Below are 21979 nucleotides of genomic sequence, written 5' to 3' on the forward strand. Positions count from 1 at the left end.
TCGGGCGCATCGCCGGTCTTCCTGCGCCAGTCCTCCGTAGCGATCTTGAACACCTCCGAAATAAAGGTGTTGCGACGACCGGTTGAATTCGCCCTCCGACCCCCTGTCGCTGTGGAAAATCACGCCCCTGACATCGCCGCCACGGGTGGCGGCCATCCGCAGCGAGGCGACAACGAGTTCGGCATCGTGACGTTCACCCGTCGCGTAGCCGAGCAGACGGCGGGAGAACAGGTCGATCACGGTGGCCAGGTAGAGCTTGCCCTCGCCGGTGACGATCTCGGTCATGTCCCCGCACCACACCTGGTCGGGAGCGTCCGCGGTGAAATCGCGGCGCACGAAGTCCGGGGCCGCGGCCCGCTTGCCGGGACGTGTCAGCCCACGGCGCCGGCGGGCCTTCCGTCCGGCCAGGCCGAGTTCGGCCATGACCTTGGCGACGGTGTTCACCGAAACCCGCCAGCCCTCGCGCACGAGAGTGATCCAGATCTTCGGCGAACCGTAGGTGCCGCCCGAGGCCTCAAAGACACGCCAGATCACGTCGGCGAGCTTGCCGCGTCGCACCTCGCGGGCGGTGGTGGGGCTGTCGCGCCACTTGTAGAACCAGGACTCGCTCACGCCCAGGACACGGCACGACATGGTGTGCGCAATGTTCTGTTCGGCCTTGCAGTCGCTGATGATCCCGGCCAGGCGGGCCGGGTCCGCCGCAGCTACTTCACCCACAAGGCCATGCAGCGTTTGAAGACATCACGTTCCATCTCCAGCTCGCGTATGCGCTTGTTCTTCTCGCTCATCTCCCGCCGCAGCCGCTCTAGTTCAGCCCGCTCGGCCTCCTTCAGCCGACCGCCCGGCATCGCCGGCACAGGCCGGTCCGAAGAAGCCGAACCGTTGCGCCGCCACCGCGAGACCCAGCTGTGCAGCGTGCCCGGGTGAACCCCGAGCTCCTCGGCAACCTCCGGAATCGGCTTGCCTGTCTCGATCACGATGCGTACAGCACCCTCACGGAACTCGGCATCGTACTTCTGTTGCTTGGACCCCATGAACCCCAACTTCCCTTGCAATCACCGACTCCACGCTACGAGGGGACCCTCACCCGCCGCCGACAGTCACACCGGCGGGTCGATGCGGCAGCAGAGGTGATGGCCGGCTCGCCCGGGGGTGCGATTGCCCCGGCCGAGCTGACCATCGCAGGGCCCATCGCGTTCAGGAGGGGGCCGGAAACAGTCGGTAGAGCGCCGTGGAGGGGAGGCGGGCGGTGTGCCGGACACAGAGCCGTTCTCCGGACACCGTGGGTGTGACGGCTGGTCTCTCGTCATGTGATGAACGGATGACAACGCGGCCGGCGTGCGGTCCCCGCTGGTGTGCTTGATGCCATGCAGACCGAAACGAATCTCCGCACCGCTACCTCTCCTTCCCGCCGCCGTCCCGCCGCCGTGGCGGCTGTGCTGCTGGCCGCCGTGGGTGCCGGCGCTGTGCTGAGCGGATGCGGCAGCCACGACGACGGCACTGAGGTGAAGACGGCGCCGTCGGCGTCGGCGTCGCAACCGGGCATGGACAAGAAGGTCCTGTGGCTGGGGGACTCCATCGCCGGTGTCGAGGCCCCGCCGCTCGGTGCGGCCCTGAAGGCCAGTGGTGCCGAGTTCAAGAACGCCTCCTCGGACGGCGGCGGGACCGTCGTGGAGGGCGACAAGATGAGCATGCCGATCGCGCAGCAGACGTGGAAGGACCTGCGCAAGGACATCGCCTCGTTCCATCCCGACGTGATCGCCTACCAGATCACCACGTACGACTGGGGCACTGTCCAGCAGCAGCGCGCCTCCTACGAGAAGCTCGCGAAGACGGCGCATTACGCCGGCGCCGACCTGGTGATCGTTTCCGCGCCGCCGTACAAGGTGGATGACTTCTACAAGAAGTACGCGGCGGCGATCAAGAGCGCGCCGAAGGCCGCGGCAGAGGTCGCCGAGGGCAGTGGCGGCACGGTGCGCTTCTTCGACGCATCGGCGCTGTGGGGCACCGACAGCACCGCCGCCAAGGCGCAGCGGTCCTCCGACGGTATCCACTCCTGCCAGCAGGGCTCGGCCTCGTTCGCCAAGTGGTTCACCGCGCAGCTCGGCACGCAGTACGGCTTCACTCCCGCCGCGCCGGATCAGTGGGCCAAGGGCTCGTGGGTGGGCGAGAAGCGGTACGCCAAGCTCGGCTGCAGCTGAGCGGTGGCTGCGCCCCTGCGAAGGGGCCGGCTCCGTCGCACCATCGGGCCGGGCGGCCGGTCCTGGTGACGTCCGCCCTCTGGCCGGACCTCTGTCACCGCTGTTCGCCCTGCTTCCCGTGTCTCTTTCTTCGCATACGGCCTATGCGCCGGCACCCTTGCTGTGGCCGGCGCATCCGACAGAGGATTTCGATGGCTCATCACCGCCTGGCCGCCCGCTCTGCCCGTCTCCCCGGTCCGGCTCCTAGCGCCGGCCGTGTTCACCTCGCCCCGCTGGACGGCCTGCGGGGGCTGGCTGTGACAGATGTTCTGCTCTTCCACGCCGGGCATCTGCGCGGCGGTTTCCTCGGCGTGGACCTGTTCTTCGGACTGTCGGGCTTCTTGATCACCGGGCTGCTGCTGGGCGAGATCGGGAAGCGGGGCCGGATCGCTCTGGTTGCCTTCTGGGGGCGTAGGGCGCGGCGTCTGCTGCCGGCGCTGATCGTCATGGGCGTTGCCGCCCTGGTGCTGGCCTGCGCGTTCGGTACGCCCGTTCTGCTCGGTTTCGCGCTCGATGACGCGCCGTGGGCCGCGGTGCAGGCGGTGAACTGGCATTTCATCGCCGAGCAGGTCGGCTACTGGAACGCCTCGGACACGCGTCTGTTCTCCCACCTGTGGAGTATCGCCGTGGAGTGGCAGTTCTACCTGGTCTGGCCGCTGGTGGTTGCGTTCGCCGCACGGGGCCGGCAAGGCCAGCGGCGGGTGGCCGTCCTGGCCATTGCCGGGGCTATCGTCTCTCTCACTTTGATGATCCGTTTCGGGAACGCGGTGGACACCACCCGGGTTTATGAGGGCACCGACACGCGGGCGTTCGCGTTGCTGCTGGGCGCGGCGGCCGCCACCGAACCGGTCAGGGCGCTGTTCGCCCGTTTTCCGCGGGCGCTGGCGGACGCGCTGTGCGCGCTGCTGGTCTGCGGGCTGGTGGCCTCCTGGGTGCTGACCGACGGGCAGAACGCTCCGGGCCTCTTCCAGGGCGGGTTGTTCCTGCATTCTCTGGCGGCCGCGGTTCTGATCGCTTTGATGGCCGGCGTGCCCGCGGGGTACACCGGGCGGGTGGTGGGCAGCGCGGTGCCGCGCCGGCTGGGGGAGATCTCCTACAGCCTCTACCTGTGGCACTGGCCGGTTTACCTGCTGCTGCCGCGCGATGTCCTCGGGTTCGGCGGGTGGGCCCGGACCGCGGTGCTGATCGCCCTGTCGCTCGTGGCGGCCGTCCTGTCGAAGAGGGCGGTGGAGGATCCGGTGCGGTTCCGGGCCCGGTGGGCCACCGGAGGCCGCGGGCTGGTCGCACTCGCCGCCGCGGCCGTCATGGCGGCCGGGGTGTGGGCGGCCATACCGCAGCCGCAGCTGGGAGCCGGGACGGTGGACGTGGACCAGTTGATGGCCCCGTAGTCCCGGGCGGAAAGCCAGGGGCACTCCCCGCGATGAGGGAAACTGGGCGGATGTGGAAGAAGCGCATCAAAGGAGCGGCGTGCGCGTGAGCCACGTTGGATACCGGCCGGGGCGTCCTGCTGCGGCCGTTGCCTTCCTGCTGCTGGCGGCGCTCGCCGGCTGTGGCGTCACGGACACGGGCCCGGTGCGGGCCGGTGCGCCGGCTCGAGGACAGCTGGCAGAGGACGGGAGGGACGTTGTTCGTGTGTATTTCGTCACCCCGCATGGCACCTGGCCGGCCGCCCGACCGGCTCCGGACGGGGCCGGGCCGCAGACCGCCCTCGATGCACTGCTGGCCGGTCCGACCCGCTCGGAGCGGGCACGCGGGCTGGTCACCGCCCTGCCTGCCGGTACCCACCGGGTGAGGGCGCAGGCAGCGGCGGGAGCCGTCGACCTCTCCCTGCCGTGGCTGGTGACGGAGCTGGGCAGGGAGGCGGTGAACCAGCTGGTGTGCACGGCCGCCGCCGCGCCGGGTATCCCGGGAGGCAGGCAGCCGGCGGACGTGGTCGTGCGGATCCACGAGTCGGGCATGCCCTCGGGCGCCTGGCCCGTCCGGTGCGACGAGAACGGTGCGGCCGCCCCCGTCGAGACGCGCGGTCCGGGCCGCTGACCGCAAGCCGCCGACGCCGCAACGCACGGGATGCCGGTGTCCGTCAGGGCCTGTCCGCTGTGGCAGGCACAGGACGGCACACGGCCGGCTTTGAAGGGCAAAGGGAAATAGGAGAGCACTGCCTCATGACACATATCCTGCTGATCGAGGACGATCCCGCCGTCCGCCGCGGCGTCACGCTGGGGCTGCGCCGGCGCGGGCACGAGACCGAGGCGGTCGGCACCGGTGAAGACGGCCTTGAGGCGCTGGCCGCATGCCCGCCGGACATCGTGCTGCTCGATCTGATGCTGCCCGGGATGAGCGGCCTGGAGGTGTGCCGGCGCATCCGGGAGACCAGTCAGGTGCCCATCGTGATCCTTTCTGCCCGCGGTGATGACGTCGACGTGGTCGTGGGCCTGGAAGCCGGCGCCGACGACTACATCGTCAAACCCGCCAGCGACGAGGTCATCGAGGCGCGTATGCGCGCGGTGATGCGCCGCCTGGCACCCTCTCAGCCGGACCCTGCGGCAGGCAGCGAGCGCACCACGTACGCGGATCTGGAGATCGACCGCGCTGCCCTGCGCGTGCGCAAGCGCGGTGAGGACCTGACACTGGCGCCGTCGGAACTCAAGCTGCTGCTGTTCCTGTCGGCCTGGCCGGACCAGACCTTCAGCCGCCAGCAACTACTGGAACAGGTGTGGGAGCACAGCTACTACGGTGACGCCCGGCTGGTGGACGCGTGCGTGATGCGCCTGCGGGCCAAGACCGAGGACGACCCGCGTCGCCCCCGCTACATCCAGACCGTGCGGGGCTTCGGATACAGGTTCGGGCCGCTGTGAAACACCGCCTCGTCCCCCGTGGCCTGCGCACCCGGCTGGTCATCGCCTTTGTCCTGGTCTCCGCGCTCAGCGCACTGACCACTGCCGCGCTGACCTTCCACCAGGCACGTACCGCGATCCTCCAGCGTGCGCAGGACAACGCCGTGCGGGACCTGCGTGCCCAGGTCGGCTCCCTTGCTCCGGACCTGCCCGCCCAGCCAGCCGAGGCGGACCTGCGCACCCTGGCCCTGCAGCTCGACCGCGCAGGCGGTGCGCGCGACTGGCGTACTACCGCCACCTACCGCGGCGGCCCGCTCATCACCGCCGGCAGCCCGGCTCCCGGCCTCCCCGCCCACCTGAGAGTCACTGCTGCCTCGGCCACCACGGCCCTGGTGCAGCGCTTCCACCACGGCGGGCAGCCCTGGCTCGCCATCGCCCTGCCCGTCGCTCCCGCCGGCCACCCCACCCAGCCCTCCGGCCTCGTCGTCTACGTCACCTTCTCCCTCGTCGCCCAGCAGCAGGACGTCTCGTCCCTGGTCACCGCCGCACGCGCCGGCGCGCTGCCCGTCGTGCTCGCCTCGCTCGTGCCCGCGCTGCTGGCCGCCCGCCGCGTCCTGCGCCCGGTGCGGCGACTGCGATCGGCCGCCGAGTCCATGGCCACCGGCGCCCTCGAGACCCGCATCGAGGTCACCGGCCACGACGAGCTCGCCGACCTCGGCAGCACCTTCAACACCATGGCCGCCACCCTGCAAGCCGACGCCGCTACCTTGCGCTCGATGGAGGCCAAGGCCCGCCGGTTCGCCGCCGACGTCTCACACGAACTGCGCACGCCCCTCGCCGCGATGACCGCCGTCACCGGCCTCCTCGACCATGACGCTGCAGCAGGCCACCTCGGACCGGAAACCTCCGAAGCCCTCAGCCTCGTCGCCGACGAAACCCGCAAGCTCGCCCACCTGGTCGAAGACCTCATGGAAATCTCCCGGTTCGACGCCGACGCCGCCCGCCTGGACCTCGACGAGATCGACATCGGCGAACTCGTCCGGAAAACTCTCGCGCTGCGCCACTGGCACAACCGAGTCGACGTCAACGCCCCTGACGGACTGCGCGCCCTGCTCGACCCGCGCCGCATCGACGTCGTCCTCGCCAACCTCACCGGCAACGCCCTGCGCCACGGCGGACCGCAGGCACAGGTATGCGTCCGGGCCTACACGGAGGGAGACAACATCGTCATCAGGGTCCGCGACAACGGACCGGGCATCGCCCCCGACACACTCCCGCACGTGTTCGACCGCTTCACCAAGGGCGACACCGCCCGTACACGCAGCGAGGGCAGCGGACTGGGCCTGGCCATCGCCGCCGAGAACACCCGCCTGCACGGGGGCACCCTCACCGCCGCCAACGCCCCGGGGGGAGGAGCGGTCTTCACCCTCACCCTGCCGCGCAACCCGACATGAACCGACACCGGGCGCACCTGCCCGCGCTCAGCCTCGCCCTCCTCCTGCCCCTGACCGCGTGCGCCGTCACCGACACCGGCCCCACGCCCGCTGGCTCCCCGGCCACCGGACTGCGCGATCCCCGCTCCCGCGCTGCAGCGGCCGTGCACGTCTACTTCTACTCCGCCCAGGGCCTCGAACGCGTCTCACGCCCCTACCGGGGCCCCGACGCACCCAACGCCGCACTACGGCAACTCGTCGCCGGCCCGAACACCGCCGAACGCGCACGCGGCCTGATCAGCTACGCCCCCCACAACGCCCCCACCCCCGCCGTCACCGCGCACAGAACCGGCGCCCTGGAAGTGACCGCGCCGCAGGGGTGGGAATCCCGCAGCGCACTGCGACAACTCGTGTGCACAGCCGCTGACGTAGCAAGCGCAGCAGAAGGAGCCAGCATCCAAGACCTCCGGGTAACAGTGCACCGTGCCGAGGACCGGGACGCCCTCACACAGGGGTGCCAGCCGTAGCAGCCACACGGCGCACGCACTACGGCAGACCCCCACCGGTGTGATCACGACCCAGCCCCGACCGGATGCTCCACCACCACGGTCGCGAAACCGTCAGTCTCTGACAGCCCGACAGGCGCTCCGCGGTGGCTGACACGCGCCTCACATGGACGGGGTAGGGGCTGCCGTGTGCAGGCAGTGCGCCGGCCGATGATCCGGAGCCGAAGTGTCCACAATGTCTGGATGGCTTGATCATGCGCATTGGTGCATGAATTGATTTCGGACAACGCAAAGGTTTCGATTGTGGTGATCCATGATCCTTCGCACGCTGTGATGGCTGATGTGCCGCCGATCTACACCGTTTCGAGGGGAATGATCATGGGGGATGCGTTGGACGTCATGCAGGTGGCCGAGGGCGGGGCCGCGGTGCTGGTGGCCGAGATGGCCAAGAGCGGCTGGGAAACCGTGCGTGCGACGATGGCCCGGCTCTTCCGCAGGGGCGGAGAGGAGACGGCTGAGCAGGAGCTGCGTCTGCTGGATGCCGCGCAGGCGCGGCTGGTCGGGAGCGCGGACGGCGATCGCGCCTCCGTCGCGAAGACGCTTGAGCAGGAGCTGCTGATCCAGCTGGCTGCGTTCCTGCAGAAGAACCGGGAGGCGGCAGCGGACCTCCAGGCCCTGCTCGAGCAGTCGGAGGAGTCCGGCCATGTCCGGGGGCGGGTGAGCGTGCACCACAACACCGGCAGCCAGGTGCTCATCGCGGGCCACTCGGTCAACGCCGGCGACTTCACCTACCGGACCGGGGAGGGTGAGAAGTGAGCGACCTGAACACGCCCGGTCCGGGCGCGGTGCCGCCCCTGCCCCCGGCCGTACCCGCCACTCCTCCTGCTGCGCCGGCCTCGGCGGAGCCAGCCGGGATGGAGGTCGACGTCCACGAGGTAGAGCGGTCACAGATCATCATCGCCGGCCGCGATGTGAACATGGGCAAGCGCCTGCCCGAGACCGACATTCCCAAGGCGGACCTGGACGTGGTGAGCCGGGCCTGGGTGGACACCGCTCATGACGGCGGTGCCGTGACGGCGCCCGGCGACGCCGTGTCCCTGCTGACGTCGGACGGACCCGCCCTGGCCGTGATTGCCGGTCCGGTCGGCTTCGGGAAGCGCACGGCCGGAATCAGGGCCCTGTGGCAGGTGTCCTTGGCCGATCGCAACGACGACGGGGAGCCGCTGCCGCTCAAGGCGATCCAACCTGACTGGGACAAGCCCGAAGCCCCGGACATCGGCTCGCTGCCGGACCGGCCGGGCACTGGCTATCTGCTCGACGTCGCGGCGGAGATCAGCGGCTGGGAGAAACCCGAGGAGGTCGCCAAGGCACTCGTGACCCATGCGGAAAAGCTCCGCCGCGCCGGCTCCTGTCTGGTCGTCGTCGCCGACGAACACTCCTGGCCCGAGGACGAATCCGGGACCGTCGGCAGAGTCGTCGTCCGGACGAAGAACAGGCCCGATCCCCACCGCGTGGCCGAGAAACACCTCGAGTACCTCTACCGCAAGCCCGAACGCCTCCGCTGGCTCAACACCGCCACCAACGCCGACGGCACAGGAATGGTGGGCCAGGCCGCACACCTGCTGTCGGACGCCTCCAGCCCCGCCGACGCCGCCCGGCTGGCCGACGAACTCGCCCGGACCGAGAACTCGGCCGAAGGGCTGAAGACGGCGATGGCCGCCTTCCAGCAGTGGCGCACCCAGGTCGTCAACGTCTTCAAGCAGACCGGCCCCGCGGACCGGGCGCTGCTCATCGCGACGCTCTTCCTCAGCGGCAGCGAGGCCACCAGCATCCAGAACGCCTCCTACCGCCTGCTGAACAAGGGGCCGCAGGAAGACGTGGAGATCATTCTCAGCGGCCCCGACCTCGCCACACGGCTGCGCAGCGTCGGCGCCAAGGTGACAGAACGCCACGCCACCCTCGACCACAAGCCCGGCTACGCCCAAGCCGTCCTGAACCACCTGTGGCAGCAACGCCCCGACATCCACAAGCATCTACTGAAGTGGCTCGACGCCATCACCACCCCCGGCGAGCCCGGCGCCTCGCGCCTGGCGGCCATCAGCACCCTCCTCGTCGAACTGGCCATCACCCAGAACGACATCAAGGTCATCGACCAGATCCGCACCTGGATCGACAACGGCAACACCACCACCGAGCACCGGCAGCTGATCGCCGGCGTCTTCACCCAGGCCGCAGAGGCGGACACCCTGGGCCCCAAGGTGAGGTCCAGGCTCCTGGACTGGGCACAGGCGGACAAGGAATCCGTGGCCACGGTCGTCGCCCTGGTCTGCCAGGGCCAGTTCGCCGACCACTACCCCCGCCAGACACTCGTACGCCTGCGCCACATCCTCGACCGACCCGACACGGACATCGCCGTACGCACCGCGGAAAAAGCCCTGCGCAGCATGGCCGCGCACCCCGGACAGCTGGCACGGGTCTGGGCGACGGTCAGCAAATGGGCCACCGAACCCGGACATCTGGCCGGTCACCGCGCCTTCCTGTCCTTGCTCGACCCACGGGACGACGCCCATGCCCTGCAGGTCCTGATGGAAGCCGCCGAGCAAGCAACAGATGTTAGGACAGCCCTCCTGAACGGCTGGAACGACGCCCTGGCCGACACCCGCGTCGCCACCCGGTGCCGCGACCTGATGATCGCCTGGGCCCGAGCCCGCGCCGAGGGCCTGGTGCCTTACGACCTGGTCACCGACATCCTCCGCCAGGTCGTCACCGAGCACCTCTACACCAGCCCCGTAGCAGCCCTCGTCTTCGGCGAGCCAGGCGTCCAGTACGACGAACCCGTCATCGCGCTGCGCAAGGACCTCCAACTGCCAGTCCTCCCACCGACACCGCCCCAGGCTGCTGAAGCCAAGGAGTCCTGAGCCGTGGCGTCCACCCGCTGGGCGCGCCGCCGCACCCCACGGGCGCTGCGGCGTGCCCTGTCCCGCTTCGAATTACGACTGCCCAGCAAGGTGCCCGGCATCGGCTTCACCGCCCGGATCACCGCCACCGTTCTCACCAGCCCTCCCTACCCGCAAAGTACGGATGAGCTCGCCGCATCCATCCGGGCCGCTCTGCGCCGGGCCGCCCGCGACATCTCGCCGACCTGCGACCCCGCCGACCTCGCCACCGCCCGCGACGTGTGCGCACGCCACCTCGCCCGCAAGCGGTCCCTCGCCACCGAACCACCCGTCGAGTACCAGGCCGACCTCACCCTGGACCTGCTCCCCGACGACCAGGCCGCCGTACGGTCCCTGCTCAGCGCCCAACGCCGCCAGGCCGTCACCGACATCCTGCGCCGCCAGACGACCGAAGCCATGGCTGAGGAACTCGCCCACCCCGCCGCACTGCTCGTACGGTGGATCGAGCAGCAGCCCGACCACTGGGCCGCCCTCCCGGAACCCGAGACGCTCGACAAGATCGCGGCCGCCTTCGCCCAGTACCTCCCCCAACACGAACGCACCGTCGAGTACGCGGCCCTCGAAGTGATCCGCGAGTTTCTGGACAGCTTCCAGGACCCGCCGCAAAAGCGCATGGTCTACGAGGTCCTCGCCGCAGGCATGCGCCACGCCAAACGCCCCGATCATGCAGCCAGAGCAGAGGCCCTTCTCAACGGGAACGGACACCCACACACCGCCGACCCGCCGAGCAGCACATGAACGAATCCCGGCTCCTTGCGGGGCAAGAGAGCGGGCGAGGCCGGTGACCACGACGATCTGGCGCTGGCTGCTCGCCCCGCGGACCAGCTGGCACGCGCGGCGCCTGGTCCGAACCAGCCAGAATGACATCTCGTTCGACACCGCCTGGCGACATACACGCCTACGCCTGCACCCTGACGAAATCCCCTACCGGCGACACGGTCACCTCCCCGACAGCGGCACTGAGAAGCCAGGGAGGTTCGCTGGTGACGAGTCGGAGCGGAGAGGGGCGTAGGCCGGTGCCGCAGCAGGCGGGAAAAGCAGCGGGAACGATCTAGGAGCGCTGGAAGCGGTCCGGCTGATGCCTCGCACGAACCAGCCGGGGCTCAGGGTGTGTGGTTGCGGTCCGTCCAGGCGGACAGGCCGGGCCACAGACCCCGCCCCAGTGCCACTTCAAGGCGCGCCAGCGTCCCCAGGTCGGGCAGTACCCTCCCTCGGAGCAGTCGGCTGATCGTCGCGTGGGACACGCCCGCCCTGTCACCCAGCGCCCGCAAGCCGATCTCGGACGCCTCCATCGCCGCCACCAGGTTGCGCGCGAAGACCTGACCATAGTGCGCGCTGACGGGGGCGTCCTCGACGAGCCGGGCATACGGCCAGTCACCCGACGCGACGTAGGTCGCCGGCAGTTGGTCGTTGTTGCTCCGGGGCATGCCGAAATGATCCCACGTCGCCATGGGGCCCGTCCCTCCGTGCCGGTTGAGTCGACATACGATTTATGGTGCAAGTACACACCACTTTATATGGTGCGAGCCGCGGTAGAGCAGAGTGGCATCGGCCGTGCCTGAGGGTTTCGGAATCGCCGGGTTGCGTGTTTGTTGCTCATTCCGCGAGGGTGATGACGCCATCCGGGATCCATCCCTCCAGGTATCCCCGTAAGAATGGCCCCAGTTCGCGTGGACGTAGCTCCAGACCGCCCTCGACGTCGGTCAGCGGATGCCAGGTGTATTCGGTGTCCTTCGTGGCGCCGAGGTGGACCCGGATCGCGATCTCCGTCATCCTGTCGCGGCGAGTTACGAAGACGCGTCTTGCGGCGACGCGGGCCTGCGGACAAGGATGAGACACATATCTGCCGACGACTCGAGTCGCCGCGACGTACCAGTGGCTGAAGAGCGGATCGCGGACCCGAACCACAATGAATCTGGTGGGGCGCAGGCGAATCACTCTCGCCCGCAGAGGCCTCCAAGAACGGTCGTCTCGCGAGCGACTCAGCAGCACACGCTCCTGAGCGTCGATGACAGCAAGCTCAGCGGACCCCTGACTCCAACGGATAATTCCTCTCATGCATTGAGCGACTCTGTCGGTGATCTTGGGTTTTCTTGATCACTGCCCTTGGCGCCACCAGCGGGGCCGGTGGTTGTCGAGGTACTGCTGGAACGCCGTTGGTGGGCGGGGCCGGTAGTGGGAGTCCGCTGGCTCCTGGCTGCTGAGGCGTTCGATGTTGACGGCGATCGCGGTCAGGACGTGCTGGACGTGGGCCTTGGCCACGCCGTGGTAGCGGCAGCGGCGCATCTGATGGCCGTTGACCAGCTCGTTCATGGTGCCCTCGATCCCGGAGCGGGAGGCGTAGAGCCGCTGCCACTGCGGGTCTTGCTGGTCGGCGCGGTTCTGGGTCTGGACTTCGTGGAGGTGGGCATGCCCGCACTTACAACTTCACTGTCGCAGACCTTCACACGTACTATGTGCTGGCGGGCGAGACTCCGGTCCTCGTTCACAACAGCAACTGCGGCGTAACCATCGATGACGGCAAGTGGGATTACTTCTTCGGGCGCGTTAACTCCAATCCGCACAACGCGGAAAGGTCAGCTCAGAACGCCTATCAGCTGGAATCGATCGGAATCCGCGACAACGCTGCGGGGCGCGAAGTTCTGACCGGGCACTTCAATGAGGCGATAAGGAGTGGGGTCGTGGAGACTTACGTGAATCCGAAGTCTGGACTCACGAACATGCGAACGGAGTCACTCTTGTATGGGCCGCGTGGCGCTCTCCTGATTCGCGCCAACTTCGAAGTGACCGACAATGGAGTACGGCTCACTACAATGATCCCCATTGGAGGGAGGGGCTATGGCAAGTGACATCATGGAGATTCCAGAGGATTTGGATTTCATCGAAGTTCTTGGCTCGGCCCCCGAGCCTACGGAATATGACCCTGATGTGTGGCGGGTCGAGGCTCCGGTAGGCGATGCTGGCGAGCTTGTGGCACTGAGCTTCGACATCGGAGCAAGGTCTGTACGCTTGACCAGAGAGTCGATGGGAAAGTGCGACATCGAAATCTACCGCGAACAGGTGGATCGAATTCTCCTGTACTCGCGCGAGGGGGAGCGCGGGATCGTTGTGGAAGTGAACGTTCCTGGATTCAAGTGTGAGCTCAGGGTCGTTGCGTCTCCCGGGTTCCGCCTAGTGGACCCTATGTTGTACCTGGGGCGTTGACGGGTGCGCATGACGCATATTCTTTAGAATGAGGATTTCTCGACTCTGGGCCTGTCATTTTTGACGGCAGGGTTGTCGAGTTGGTCGCCTCATTACGCCTGCAAGACAGAAGCCCCGTCAGGTGTGTCCTGGCGGGGCTTCTGCGTGGGGTGACGGCAGTAGTTGACGGCAACGTCAGCGGACGGGGGCGTTCCTGGGCGGCGGTTCGTCGCCGTCGGAGCGTGTTGTCTCGGTGTTCGTCGGGCTGCCGAGGGCGGTGCTGAGGGTGTCGATAGCGTCGCGCTGGAGACGGAGCCTTACGTGGGCGTAGACGGTGGCGGTGACGCCGATGTGGGCGTGGCCGAGGAGTTCCTTGATCACGACGAGTTCGACGCCCTGTTCCAGGAGCAGGGTGGCGGTCGAGTGGCGGAGGTCGTGGAAGCGGATGCGGCGGAAGCCGGCCTTGCGGAGGAGCGTGGTGAAGGCACGGGTGAGGTTGGTGGGGTCGATCGGCCTGCCCTGCACCGTGGTGAACACGAGCCCGTCGTGCCGCCACGTGGTGCCTGCGGCCTCCCGCTCGCGCTTCTGCTGCTCGTGGTGGAGCTTCAGCGACTGGATGCAGCGGGTGGGGAGGGCGATGCGGCGCTCGGAGGCTCGCGTTTTGGTGGGCAGCGTGGTGAGACCGCCGGTGCTGGTGCGCTGGAGTGTGCGGCGGATTGCGGCGGTGCCCGCGTCGAGGTCGAGGTCTGTCCAGCGCAGGCCGAGGAGTTCGCCCTTGCGGAGTCCGGTGTGGAGGGCGAGTTCGAACAGTGTGTGCAGCCGGTGACCTTGTGCGGTGGTGAGGAGCTGGCGGGCTTCGTCGGCGGTGAGGGGTTCGAAGCGTCGGGGGCGGGGTGTGCCGGTGCGGACGTTACGGGCGACGTTGCGTGGGATCTCTTCCTCGCGGACGGCGTGTTCCAGGGCGGACTTGAGCACGGAGTGGAGGTAGGTGAGCGTCAGCGGGGAGAGCAGCTTGTGGCAGCATTGGCCGGCGTCGCAGCAACGGGGCTGGTCGCGCCGGGCGTCGATGCCGCGCGTGTAGCACTGGCAGGTGGTGCAGAGTTGGTTGAGCCAGGTGCGGACGTCCCTGGCGGTGAGCTTGGTGAGCTTCTTCTTGCCGAGGCCGGGGATGAGGTACCGGTGGACGCAGGCGGTGTAGCGGGTGTGGGTGTTCTCGCGGAGGTGGTGTACGGCGACGTTCTCCAGCCAGTAGGTCAGGTACGCGGCCCCGCTGCCCTGCGCGGAGGGGACAGGAAGGGCGCGGTTGCTGGCGGCGATCTTCTCGGTGAGTTTGGTCAGGGCTTCCTTGCGGGTGGTGCCGTAGACACGGATGCAGCGGCGGGTGTTGCCGGGGGCGCTGGTAGACGGTTCCGTCGCCATTGGCGCGCACGCGGCGGGAGGTGTTGGTGTCTCGGGGCGTGGTCATCAGGCGGCGGCTTCCTGTTCGAGGCGGGTGCGGATGAAGTCGGTGAGCGCGTGAGCGGGGATGCGGCGGGCGCGGCCGAGGGTGATCGAGGCGAGCTGGCCGGAGCGGAGAAGGTCGTAGACGGCGGAGCGGCCGAGCTGGAGGCGGGCCATCACCTGGGGGATCGTGAGCAAATCCAGCGCCGGTGCCGCCTCCGCACAGGGGACGGTGGTCGAGGGCGAGGTCATCAACTGCCCCCTTCGGCTGCGAACTGCCGTTTCAGTTCCCTGCGGTGCCAGACGCCAGCGGCGAGGAGTGCGGCGCCGGGGCTGTAGCCCGTGCCGAGGTAGTCCCAGTGGCCGACGACCAGCGTGGTGTCCGGGTCGGGCTCGGGCAGGCCGGGGTGGGCGTGGGCCTGTTCGGTGCGCCAGGCGCGGCGGGCGGTGCGCAACGCGCCGAGAGTGGTCGAGTAGGAGCGGGACTTGGTGGAGAAGTGGCCCCGGAAGCCGAGCATGCGCGCCCACTTCCAAAGCTTGAGCTGGGTAAACTCCGGCAGGCGGCCCAGCTCCCAGCAGGTGCGGATCATCTGCCGGACGTGCTGGGCGACGGCGAGCCGGGGCAGGGGCCGGGCCTGTCCGGTGCCGTCGCAGGCCGTGCACGGGAGCGGGGTTCCGTGGGGGAAGACGGTGGCGCCGCGTCCCTGGCAGGGGCGGCAGAACAGGGCACAGTCGAGGGTGCCTGAGGCGTCGGCGGACTTGGTGGCGTACTTCGCCACGTACGCGGCGACCGCCTGATCGGTGAGTCCGGCATCGGTGCCGAAAGCGGCGATTTCGCGCACGTCGAGCTGCTGGCCCCAGGTGAGTTCGCGTTCCCCAACCGCGTTCGAGTCGGCGGAGATGCGGGCGCGCGGTGCGGCGGCGCGGATGGCGTCGGTGAGCACGGCGGCGGTGGCGTACGAGGGCGGGGGCTGGGTGCTGCCGTCGGGGCCGTCGAGACGGATCACGGCGTGGAAGTGGACCAGGCCACGCTTCTGGTACTCGGCGACCTTCGCGAAGGACACCCGCAACGCCGCGCGTGCAGCCTTCTGCGTCATACCGAGCCGGGGGGCGATCTCCCGGCGCAGGTAGGTGGTGAAGCGGGCCCACAAGACTCCGGCGTGGGCCTTGAACAGGACCGCGCCGACGTAGTCGTACGTTGCCGGGTTGAGCGGCGTACCGAGCAGCGGGTCCGTGGGGTCGTGGCGGGTGCCGCAGCGGCAGGGCCGAGTGTCGGGGCGGTTGTGGACGGGGCCGAAGGAGGGTGCGGTGAGGGTGGCGAAGACGCGGGGGTGGGTGCGGACGGTGTCGGGGACGGTCTTGCCGCCGGTCAGGCCGGCGCGGATGAGGTGGTAGGTGTCGGTGGCGTAGAGGCGGGAGCAGGCCGGGCAGCGGGAGGCGCGGCGGTTGCCGCAGGTGGTGAGCAGACTGCCGGTGGGCTCGGTGTCGGTGGAGTAGCGATGCAGGACTTCACCGGTAGTGGTGTCGACGGTGGTGGTGTGGCCCGTGAGGCGGACGGGTTCGGTGCAGCCGCCGAGGCGTTCGATCTGCTGCTGTGCGCGGTCGAAGTCGGGGTGGTTGACCAGGTGGAGCAGGTCCCGCACGGCGGGGCTTGCCACGTGGCGCAGGTCCAGGGTGATCATTTGGGGCGTGTCCCTTCTGTCGGGTGGGTAGCCCCGAGCAGCAACCGGCCAGTCGGCAAGGCATGTTGGTGCTGCTCGGGGCATGACGAACCAGGCCCAGCGTGTGGGCGTGGGGTTGAGCGAGGGGGATACGGCCGATGAGGGTCGGGGCTCAGAGCTGAGCGAGTGCGGCGGTGACCACCGGCAGGGCGACGCCCATGCGAGTCCCCAACTGGGCCGCTGTGATCGGCGCTTCGTGCTCGGCACGGTGGGTGTCCGCGATGCGCCGGGCCGCGTTCAGCAGGGCCGCCGGCAGCGCCGGGCCGGAGGCGGAGTGGGCTGTCTTGGAGATGGCGGTCGGAGCTGGGATGGGCTTCGGCTCTTCGACCGGCGAGGCCGCGGTGACCGGGACGGGGACCGTGGGTGCTGATTCGGGTGCGGATGCCTCGTCGGGCACCGGCTCGGAGAGAGGAGCGGCAATTTCCTCCGGGTGCGGGGCGGGGACGATGGGTGTGTGGAACTGGGCGAGGAAGGCGGGGCCGACGTGGCCCCAGCCGAGGAGCAGGAGCGGGGCGACGGTGTCCAGGCAGGCGCGGCCGTAGCGTCCGGTCAGCAGGGGTTCGGCGGTGTTCAGGGCGAGGGTGAGCAGTCCGCACAGGTGCAGCAGCCGGGTGCCGGCCCGCAGCTCCGCCTTGGGTGCGCCGCGCAGGGCCAGGAAGCGCAGTGCGACCAGGAGTCCGACGACGGACAGATCCACCATGGGGGCGATCAGCGGCGCGATCGGACGCGGGACGCCGAGGCGTAGGGCGAGCGCCCAGACGTTGCCGAAGGAGAAGACGAAGGCCAGGGCCGCGATGACCGCCATGACCACGGTCACGGTGCGCCGGGTGAACCGTTCCTCCGCCATGATCTCAATCTCCTTTCTGGCGTGGGCGTTTCGGGACCACTTGGTGAGCGAGGGTGTGGGCGGTGCCGTCCAGCCGGTCGTACGGAGGAGAGCGTCCAGGCACAGGTCCGGGTCGGCGGTCAGGTGCGAAGTGGCGTCCGCGACGCGGGCGGCGTCGGCGTCGGAGACGTAGGGGGTGCGGATGCGGGTGTAGCCCGGGCGGCCCTGCATCGCCATCACCGCGACGCCGACGTAGGCGGGGTCCTGCAAGGTCACCGGGCTGGAATCGGGCCAGTTGCGGATGTCCTCGCCGAGTGCGGCGACCGCGGCTTCGACGGTCTTCTGTGCGAAGGAGAGTCCGATGGGGCACACGTCGCGGATGAAGGTGGGGATGGCATCACCGGTGGTCTTCTGGCTGATCAGGATCACCAGGATGCCGACGCTGCGGCCCTTCTTGACCAGGTCCTCCACCAGTCGGGCGTTCTCCGCCGTCAACGCGGCCAAACGTTTCGTCTCGGCGTCGCTGCCCTTGTACTCGCGGAAGTACGTGTGCGCCTCATCGATGATCAGGACCGTGAGCGGCCACTCAGGGGAGGGTCCGACGTGCCACATGTTCTTGACGCCCAGCACGTCGCGGATGGTCGCCGAGCGCCGCTTGCGCAGCTCCACCAGGCGCTTGAACAGTGCGTTCGCTTCGTCGAGGTCGTCGCCGCAGAACGCGAACATCCGCTTGACCAGGTCGGCGTAGTCGCCCTCCGATGCCCGCGACACCTTCCCGTCCGCAGCTGCGATCTGCACGGCAGCCGACGGTGCGAAGTCGCAGACGAACTTGTTGACCCCCGAGGTCTTGCCCGCACCCGGGACGCCGGCCACCGTCACACCGGGCACGTTCGCCAGGGACACGCACACCCGGGCGGCGTACTCGTCCACGCCCAGCTCCCAGCGCGTCAGGTCCGTGAGTGGTCGGCCGGTGGGTGGTCGGCGTGGTCAGCGGGTCGGAGCGCACGCCCCGGATCACCACCTTGCCGGGGCCGTCGGGCAGCACGGACACCCGCGTGTACCGCCAGGCATCGGCCAGGAACCGCGCCGACTTCTGGTACTCCTCCAGCCCGACCTGCGGCAGCGTCCGGGCCCGCACGATCACCCCGAACTGGTCGGGCTTGACCTTGATCTTCGGAGTCAGCACCCGGGGAGCGGGCGGGGGACTGTCCTTCTGTGCGGTGATCTGCGCGAGCAGGCTCGGTGTCTTGTCGGTGACCGTCAGTCCCGCCATCCGCGCGAGCCGTACCCAGCCCCAGCGGATCCGGACGGCCTGCCGCATGCTGGCCCGCGTGCCCCGGTCGGCCCGTACGTAGCGCACCACCGTCCACACCAGCCACACACCGATGAGCGCCGTAGCGATCGGCAGCACGTACGACGCGTATCCCGTGACGGCTTCCACGTCAGGCCCCCTCTTCGCGTATCAGGCGCAGGGCGTGGGCCAGGTCGAGGTGGGCCGCCTGTTCCGGGTCCAGGCCGAGCAGATCGAGCACGGCAGCCGAGACGGCGAAGGTGGCATTGCCCTCGGTCCCCGGCAGGGGCCGGAGCGGGTACAACTCCCGCTCCGTCAGGTGGCGTTCGAAGCGGGTCATTGACTCGCCTCCACCGTCACCAGCTCCAGGCGAGCAGCACGGTAGGCGACACCGTCGGAGAGCTGACCATTGAAGATCCGCGCCCACGGGGTGGCGAACAGCTCCACAGGCCGCACCATCGCCCCCGGCTTGAGCCCGGCCGCCAGGCCCGTCTCCAAAACGGTGATCTTCAGGACTTCGGCGCGGCCGTCCTCCATGAGCATCACGGTCACCGTGTACAGCGACGCGCCGGTCTCCCGGTCGGTGGCGACCTCCCCGGTCTGCTGGTCCTTGATCTTCAGCACCGGCTCGGTGCCCGCGATGCACACCGCCGACGGCTCCGTGCAGGGCCGGGGGGTCTTCGTCCGACAGCTCAGCCCGCGCGATCAGTTCTTCAAGCACTACAACGAGGGGCTGGAGGAAATGGCGGCGCAGCGTCGAGCGGACGAGGAAGCGGTACGGCTCAGCGGAAAGAGCGATGGCGAGGTGGCCGCCGAACTCGCCGCCGCCGAGGAGCGGTTCACCAAGGCCAGCACCGCGTTCGAAGCCGCTACCGCCCACCGTGACGCCATGCGCGCCGTCATGGAGCAACGCAAGCGCCTCAGTGGCAAGTACACGCCTGAAGAACAGGCCGCCAGCGTCCAGCGCCTGCACGACCGGCTGAACGAAGGCAGACGCCGGCGCTGAACCAGCCGCACCAGACGGAGCAGCAGGAGACGCAGCGCAGGGTGAGCTGTTCAGAGTTTCTTTACTTGATCAAGAACGGCCCGCTGACGCGGGCCGTTGCGCGCCGGCGGTCGGTGGCCGCCGCCCGCTCCTGTCTGCCGCCCCGCTGGCGACGCCCACCGGCCACTCGGCGCGCAGATCCGGGGAGCGCGGGCATTATCAAGCGGAAGCCCATTCCGCCCGACCGTTCAGCAGCAGGCGGGGTGGGTGCCCGAGAGGCCGTCCGGTGGGTTCGTGCCGTGCGTCGGCACCCGGGCCGAGCTGACGTCCCGGCCGCCTGGGCCTGGTGCCTGGGTCAGCGCGGGGCGCCGCCTGGGTGAGCAGGACGGGTCACATCTGCCGCCAGGCCCGCCAGGGCCGGGTGATGATCTCCCGGTAGGTGTGGTGGGTCGGGTTCTGGCCGCAGTGGCGCAGCACCCAGTTCTGCGGTTCGGCGAAGTCCTCGCTCGTCGGCGAGGTCTCTCCGTCCACAGCGCACTGCATCGCGTACTGGACCGGCTCCGCATCCGGCTCGCGGTCGGGCTGGAGAGTCCAGGTCTCGTAGCGCAGGACCGAGCGAGGGGTCACCGTCCCCACCTCCGGTTGGCCACGGCCACCTTGGCGCTCAGCTTCTCGGCCGGGGTCGGCGGGCGTACGTCCTGGGGCGGTACGTCCCACTCCCGGCCACCGCGCGGCGGCCGAAGCTGCACGTACAACCCCACATGCCCCATCACCACACCCACCTTGCCGTTCCGGCGGTCGACTACCAGGGCGCCGACATCGGGCGAGATGGTGTGCCCGTCGGTATCCGGGGTGGGGGCCGTCATCGTGACCACCCCGGCGAGGCGGTGCGCGACCGGGCCTCCAGTCGCAGGGCGGGAACACATGGGGTGGTGCTCTTTCGCACGGTGACGCTCCTCGGCGGCGTGGATGCGTGCCCCTGGGCCCGTCGGTGCCGCAGGGTCGGCACCGATCCTCACGCCGGTCACCGGGACGAAGGAACCTCCACCAAACCCCACTCCGGGACGTCCTGCACCGTGTAGAACGTCCCTGGTGCCGTCCTGAGACGAAGGGGGAGACTCGTGCCGAACGAGAGACTACGAGCCGTCATGGCAGCCGGAGGCTGGACATACGCCACCCTCGCCCAGGAAGTCGAGATCGATCCCAAGTCGGTCGAGCGCTGGGTGAACCTCGGGCGCACCCCACGCCGTGTCACAGCCCTACAGGCGGCCAATGCCCTGGGAGAAGACGTGCACGCACTCTGGCCGGCACTCCGCCAAGCCCGCCCCGCACGCGCCATCAGCCCCGAACTGGTCGCGCTCTACGAGCAGCGGGCCGACGTCCCCGTTTCGGCGTTCACCGACCTGATGGCCCAGGCCGGGGAACGGATCGACATCCTCGTCTACGCGGCCGTATTCCTCCACGAGGCGTACCCGCGGCTGAACGAACTCCTCACCGAACGCGCCGCCGAAGGCTGCACCATCCGCGTCGCGATCGGAGACGCCGACAGCGACAACGTCCAAGCCCGTGGCCAGGAGGAGCGGTTCGGCCACGGCATCGAAACCCGCTGCCGCCTCGCACTCATGCACTACAAGCCACTCGTCGGCATCCCCGGCATCGAAGTCCGCGCCCACGGCACCACGCTCTACAACTCCCTCTACCGCGCCGACGACCAGCAACTCGTCAACGCCCATGTCTGGGGCGTCAATGCCTACGCCGCCCCGGTGTGGCATCTTCGCCGCCACGAGACAGGCGGCATGTTCGATACCTATGCCGACAGCTTCGACGCGGTGTGGGCGACCGCGACGCCCGTACGAGAGGAACGCTGACCGTGGCCCGCACCGAGTACTACGACGACCCCAGCGCACCCAAGCCGAACAGCATGGTCGTCGCCGCATCCGCCGTCGTCACCGACGACCACGGGCACATCCTCCTCCAGCGCCGCCGCGACAACGACCTGTGGGCGCTGCCCGGCGGCGGCATGGACCTCACCGATTCCCTCCCCGGCACGGCCGTCCGCGAAGTCAAGGAAGAAACCGGCCTCGATGTCGAGATCACCGGCCTGGTCGGCACCTACACCGACGCGAAACACATCATCGCCTACACCGACGGCGAGGTGCGCCGCCAGTTCAACATCTGCTTCACCGCCCGCATCACCGGCGGCGAGTTGGCAATCTCCGACGAGTCCACCGAGCTCCGGTTCGTACCGCCGGAAGAGTTCGAGCAGTTGCCGATGCACCACACCCAACGGCTCAGGCTCCAACACTTCCTGGAACACCGCGAGAAGCCGTACCTGGGCTGAACCGGCTGACGGCAGTAGCTGACGGCAACAACCCCGCACAACCACGGACACCCACGCACCTCTCCGGACCAGCAAACCGCACTTGACCTGCGAAAAAGAAGGTCGAAGGCTTCGCGTAGCACACGTACTATTGAGCCGGAACTGATGGGTTGCCTGCTCGTTGATCCGGTGTGATCGAGGGTGGGGATATGCGGCGTCTGCCGCCCGCTGCGCAGGAGGATC

At 69.0% G+C, this 21979-nt stretch carries 25 protein-coding genes and 3 pseudogenes; 15 read left to right on the forward strand and 13 right to left on the reverse strand.

Annotated elements, in window-relative coordinates:
- Together AB0G56_RS40425 and AB0G56_RS40430 are read right to left on the reverse strand one after the other, a co-directional pair.
- On the reverse strand, positions 1-717 hold a 717-nt coding region (locus AB0G56_RS40425), incomplete at its 3' end, for an IS3 family transposase (RefSeq protein WP_360980792.1).
- Positions 705-1034, reverse strand: coding sequence for a transposase (locus AB0G56_RS40430; protein WP_360980795.1), 330 nt, complete (start codon positions 1032-1034; stop codon positions 705-707). The genes AB0G56_RS40430 and AB0G56_RS40425, both read right to left, overlap by 13 nt.
- Before the next feature lie 333 nt (positions 1035-1367).
- Here AB0G56_RS40430 and AB0G56_RS40435 point away from each other — a divergent pair, with 333 nt between their 5' ends.
- The 9 genes from AB0G56_RS40435 (at position 1368) to AB0G56_RS40475 (ending at position 10708) form a co-directional block, all read left to right on the forward strand.
- Positions 1368-2201, forward strand: coding sequence for an SGNH/GDSL hydrolase family protein (locus tag AB0G56_RS40435; RefSeq protein WP_360980798.1), 834 nt, complete (start codon positions 1368-1370; stop codon positions 2199-2201).
- A 191-nt stretch (positions 2202-2392) separates the two neighbouring features.
- Positions 2393-3628 (forward strand): acyltransferase, encoded by a 1236-nt coding sequence (locus AB0G56_RS40440; protein ID WP_360980801.1) that lies wholly within the window; start codon positions 2393-2395, stop codon positions 3626-3628.
- A 244-nt stretch (positions 3629-3872) separates the two neighbouring features.
- Positions 3873-4277 (forward strand): GerMN domain-containing protein, encoded by a 405-nt coding sequence (locus tag AB0G56_RS40445; RefSeq protein WP_360980804.1) that lies wholly within the window; start codon positions 3873-3875, stop codon positions 4275-4277.
- A 125-nt stretch (positions 4278-4402) separates the two neighbouring features.
- Positions 4403-5095 (forward strand): response regulator transcription factor, encoded by a 693-nt coding sequence (locus AB0G56_RS40450; RefSeq protein WP_360980807.1) that lies wholly within the window; start codon positions 4403-4405, stop codon positions 5093-5095.
- Positions 5092-6528 (forward strand): ATP-binding protein, encoded by a 1437-nt coding sequence (locus AB0G56_RS40455; RefSeq protein ID WP_360980810.1) that lies wholly within the window; start codon positions 5092-5094, stop codon positions 6526-6528. The genes AB0G56_RS40450 and AB0G56_RS40455 overlap by 4 nt, the downstream gene beginning before the upstream one ends.
- Positions 6525-7034, forward strand: coding sequence for a hypothetical protein (locus tag AB0G56_RS40460; RefSeq protein ID WP_360980813.1), 510 nt, complete (start codon positions 6525-6527; stop codon positions 7032-7034). The genes AB0G56_RS40455 and AB0G56_RS40460 overlap by 4 nt, the downstream gene beginning before the upstream one ends.
- A 243-nt stretch (positions 7035-7277) precedes the next feature.
- Complete coding sequence (locus AB0G56_RS40465) at positions 7278-7829, forward strand: hypothetical protein (RefSeq protein WP_360980816.1); 552 nt, start codon at positions 7278-7280, stop codon at positions 7827-7829.
- Positions 7826-9931, forward strand: a complete 2106-nt coding sequence (locus AB0G56_RS40470; RefSeq protein ID WP_360980822.1) for a hypothetical protein — start codon at positions 7826-7828, stop codon at positions 9929-9931. The genes AB0G56_RS40465 and AB0G56_RS40470 overlap by 4 nt, the downstream gene beginning before the upstream one ends.
- Positions 9932-9934: 3 nt before the next feature.
- Positions 9935-10708 carry a hypothetical protein gene (locus tag AB0G56_RS40475; RefSeq protein ID WP_360980825.1) on the forward strand — a complete coding sequence of 258 codons (774 nt, stop codon included), beginning with the start codon at positions 9935-9937 and terminating at the stop codon, positions 10706-10708.
- A gap of 365 nt (positions 10709-11073) precedes the next feature.
- On the opposite strand, the gene AB0G56_RS40480 is transcribed toward AB0G56_RS40475, so the two are convergent.
- The 3 genes and pseudogenes from AB0G56_RS40480 to AB0G56_RS40490 form a co-directional block, all read right to left on the reverse strand.
- Positions 11074-11397: a helix-turn-helix transcriptional regulator gene (locus AB0G56_RS40480; RefSeq protein WP_360980828.1), complete on the reverse strand. Its 324-nt coding sequence runs from the start codon at positions 11395-11397 to the stop codon at positions 11074-11076.
- A gap of 169 nt (positions 11398-11566) precedes the next feature.
- Complete coding sequence (locus tag AB0G56_RS40485; RefSeq protein ID WP_360980831.1) at positions 11567-11743, reverse strand: hypothetical protein; 177 nt, start codon at positions 11741-11743, stop codon at positions 11567-11569.
- Between the two features lie 324 nt (positions 11744-12067).
- Positions 12068-12367, reverse strand: a pseudogene (locus tag AB0G56_RS40490) (transposase); the annotation flags it as partial.
- A 26-nt stretch (positions 12368-12393) separates the two neighbouring features.
- Between AB0G56_RS40490 and AB0G56_RS40495 the strand changes: the two are divergent.
- Both AB0G56_RS40495 and AB0G56_RS40500 read left to right on the forward strand, forming a co-directional pair.
- Positions 12394-12819 (forward strand): annotated as a pseudogene (locus tag AB0G56_RS40495) (hypothetical protein); the annotation flags it as partial.
- Positions 12809-13174 carry a hypothetical protein gene (locus AB0G56_RS40500; protein WP_360980834.1) on the forward strand — a complete coding sequence of 122 codons (366 nt, stop codon included), beginning with the start codon at positions 12809-12811 and terminating at the stop codon, positions 13172-13174. The pseudogene AB0G56_RS40495 and the gene AB0G56_RS40500, both read left to right, overlap by 11 nt.
- Before the next feature lie 174 nt (positions 13175-13348).
- On the opposite strand, the pseudogene AB0G56_RS40505 reads toward AB0G56_RS40500, so the two are convergent.
- The 4 genes and pseudogenes from AB0G56_RS40505 to AB0G56_RS40520 all read right to left on the reverse strand — a co-directional run bounded on the left by AB0G56_RS40505 (position 13349) and on the right by AB0G56_RS40520 (position 18070).
- Positions 13349-14618: pseudogene (locus tag AB0G56_RS40505) on the reverse strand (site-specific integrase).
- Positions 14618-14845 (reverse strand): helix-turn-helix domain-containing protein, encoded by a 228-nt coding sequence (locus tag AB0G56_RS40510; protein ID WP_360980837.1) that lies wholly within the window; start codon positions 14843-14845, stop codon positions 14618-14620. Before AB0G56_RS40510 ends, AB0G56_RS40505 begins: the two are co-directional and overlap by 1 nt.
- A complete protein-coding gene (locus tag AB0G56_RS40515) occupies positions 14845-16275 on the reverse strand; it encodes a replication initiator (RefSeq protein ID WP_360980840.1) in 1431 nt (476 codons plus the stop codon). Before AB0G56_RS40515 ends, AB0G56_RS40510 begins: the two co-directional genes overlap by 1 nt.
- Positions 16276-16426: 151 nt before the next feature.
- Positions 16427-18070, reverse strand: a complete 1644-nt coding sequence (locus AB0G56_RS40520) for a DUF2637 domain-containing protein (RefSeq protein ID WP_360980843.1) — start codon at positions 18068-18070, stop codon at positions 16427-16429.
- Between the two features lie 29 nt (positions 18071-18099).
- Between AB0G56_RS40520 and AB0G56_RS40525 the strand changes: the two genes are divergently transcribed.
- Positions 18100-18495 (forward strand): hypothetical protein, encoded by a 396-nt coding sequence (locus AB0G56_RS40525; RefSeq protein WP_360980846.1) that lies wholly within the window; start codon positions 18100-18102, stop codon positions 18493-18495.
- A gap of 87 nt (positions 18496-18582) precedes the next feature.
- Here AB0G56_RS40525 and AB0G56_RS40530 read toward each other — a convergent pair whose 3' ends face one another.
- Both AB0G56_RS40530 and AB0G56_RS40535 read right to left on the reverse strand, forming a co-directional pair.
- Positions 18583-18771, reverse strand: coding sequence for a hypothetical protein (locus tag AB0G56_RS40530; protein ID WP_360980849.1), 189 nt, complete (start codon positions 18769-18771; stop codon positions 18583-18585).
- Positions 18768-19079 (reverse strand): hypothetical protein, encoded by a 312-nt coding sequence (locus AB0G56_RS40535; RefSeq protein ID WP_360980852.1) that lies wholly within the window; start codon positions 19077-19079, stop codon positions 18768-18770. The genes AB0G56_RS40530 and AB0G56_RS40535 overlap by 4 nt, the downstream gene beginning before the upstream one ends.
- Here AB0G56_RS40535 and AB0G56_RS40540 point away from each other — a divergent pair.
- Positions 19072-19437, forward strand: coding sequence for a hypothetical protein (locus AB0G56_RS40540; protein ID WP_360980855.1), 366 nt, complete (start codon positions 19072-19074; stop codon positions 19435-19437). The two genes, AB0G56_RS40535 and AB0G56_RS40540, sit on opposite strands and share 8 nt — an antisense overlap.
- Positions 19438-19806: 369 nt before the next feature.
- Here AB0G56_RS40540 and AB0G56_RS40545 read toward each other — a convergent pair whose 3' ends face one another.
- Together AB0G56_RS40545 and AB0G56_RS40550 are read right to left on the reverse strand one after the other, a co-directional pair.
- Positions 19807-20052 carry a hypothetical protein gene (locus tag AB0G56_RS40545; RefSeq protein WP_360980858.1) on the reverse strand — a complete coding sequence of 82 codons (246 nt, stop codon included), beginning with the start codon at positions 20050-20052 and terminating at the stop codon, positions 19807-19809.
- Positions 20040-20291, reverse strand: a complete 252-nt coding sequence (locus AB0G56_RS40550) for a hypothetical protein (protein ID WP_360980864.1) — start codon at positions 20289-20291, stop codon at positions 20040-20042. Before AB0G56_RS40550 ends, AB0G56_RS40545 begins: the two co-directional genes overlap by 13 nt.
- 273 nt (positions 20292-20564) lie before the next feature.
- Between AB0G56_RS40550 and AB0G56_RS40555 the strand changes: the two genes are divergently transcribed.
- Entirely contained in the window at positions 20565-21284 is a 720-nt protein-coding gene (locus AB0G56_RS40555; RefSeq protein ID WP_360980867.1) for an XRE family transcriptional regulator, read from the forward strand.
- Positions 21285-21286: 2 nt separating this feature from the next.
- On the forward strand, positions 21287-21757 hold the full coding sequence (locus AB0G56_RS40560) for an NUDIX domain-containing protein (RefSeq protein ID WP_360980861.1): 471 nt from the start codon (positions 21287-21289) through the stop codon (positions 21755-21757).
- The last annotated feature ends 222 nt before the right edge of the window (positions 21758-21979 follow it).

Origin of the sequence: Streptomyces sp. NPDC021356 (assembly GCF_040641015.1) — a bacterium.
Lineage (GTDB): Bacteria > Actinomycetota > Actinomycetes > Streptomycetales > Streptomycetaceae > Streptomyces.

Bases quoted from the DNA above. Each gene is read 5' to 3' on its own strand.
- AB0G56_RS40510 (WP_360980837.1), bottom strand. From the start codon at position 14,845: ATGACCTCGCCCTCGACCACCGTCCCCTGTGCGGAGGCGGCACCGGCG.
- AB0G56_RS40485 (WP_360980831.1), bottom strand. From the start codon at position 11,743: ATGACGGAGATCGCGATCCGGGTCCACCTCGGCGCCACGAAGGACACC.
- AB0G56_RS40440 (WP_360980801.1), top strand. From the start codon at position 2,393: ATGGCTCATCACCGCCTGGCCGCCCGCTCTGCCCGTCTCCCCGGTCCG.
- AB0G56_RS40555 (WP_360980867.1), top strand. From the start codon at position 20,565: ATGGCAGCCGGAGGCTGGACATACGCCACCCTCGCCCAGGAAGTCGAG.
- AB0G56_RS40540 (WP_360980855.1), top strand. From the start codon at position 19,072: ATGCACACCGCCGACGGCTCCGTGCAGGGCCGGGGGGTCTTCGTCCGA.
- AB0G56_RS40515 (WP_360980840.1), bottom strand. From the start codon at position 16,275: ATGATCACCCTGGACCTGCGCCACGTGGCAAGCCCCGCCGTGCGGGAC.
- AB0G56_RS40435 (WP_360980798.1), top strand. From the start codon at position 1,368: ATGCAGACCGAAACGAATCTCCGCACCGCTACCTCTCCTTCCCGCCGC.
- AB0G56_RS40450 (WP_360980807.1), top strand. From the start codon at position 4,403: ATGACACATATCCTGCTGATCGAGGACGATCCCGCCGTCCGCCGCGGC.
- AB0G56_RS40430 (WP_360980795.1), bottom strand. From the start codon at position 1,034: ATGGGGTCCAAGCAACAGAAGTACGATGCCGAGTTCCGTGAGGGTGCT.
- AB0G56_RS40480 (WP_360980828.1), bottom strand. From the start codon at position 11,397: ATGCCCCGGAGCAACAACGACCAACTGCCGGCGACCTACGTCGCGTCG.
- AB0G56_RS40460 (WP_360980813.1), top strand. From the start codon at position 6,525: ATGAACCGACACCGGGCGCACCTGCCCGCGCTCAGCCTCGCCCTCCTC.
- AB0G56_RS40530 (WP_360980849.1), bottom strand. From the start codon at position 18,771: ATGACCCGCTTCGAACGCCACCTGACGGAGCGGGAGTTGTACCCGCTC.
- AB0G56_RS40500 (WP_360980834.1), top strand. From the start codon at position 12,809: ATGGCAAGTGACATCATGGAGATTCCAGAGGATTTGGATTTCATCGAA.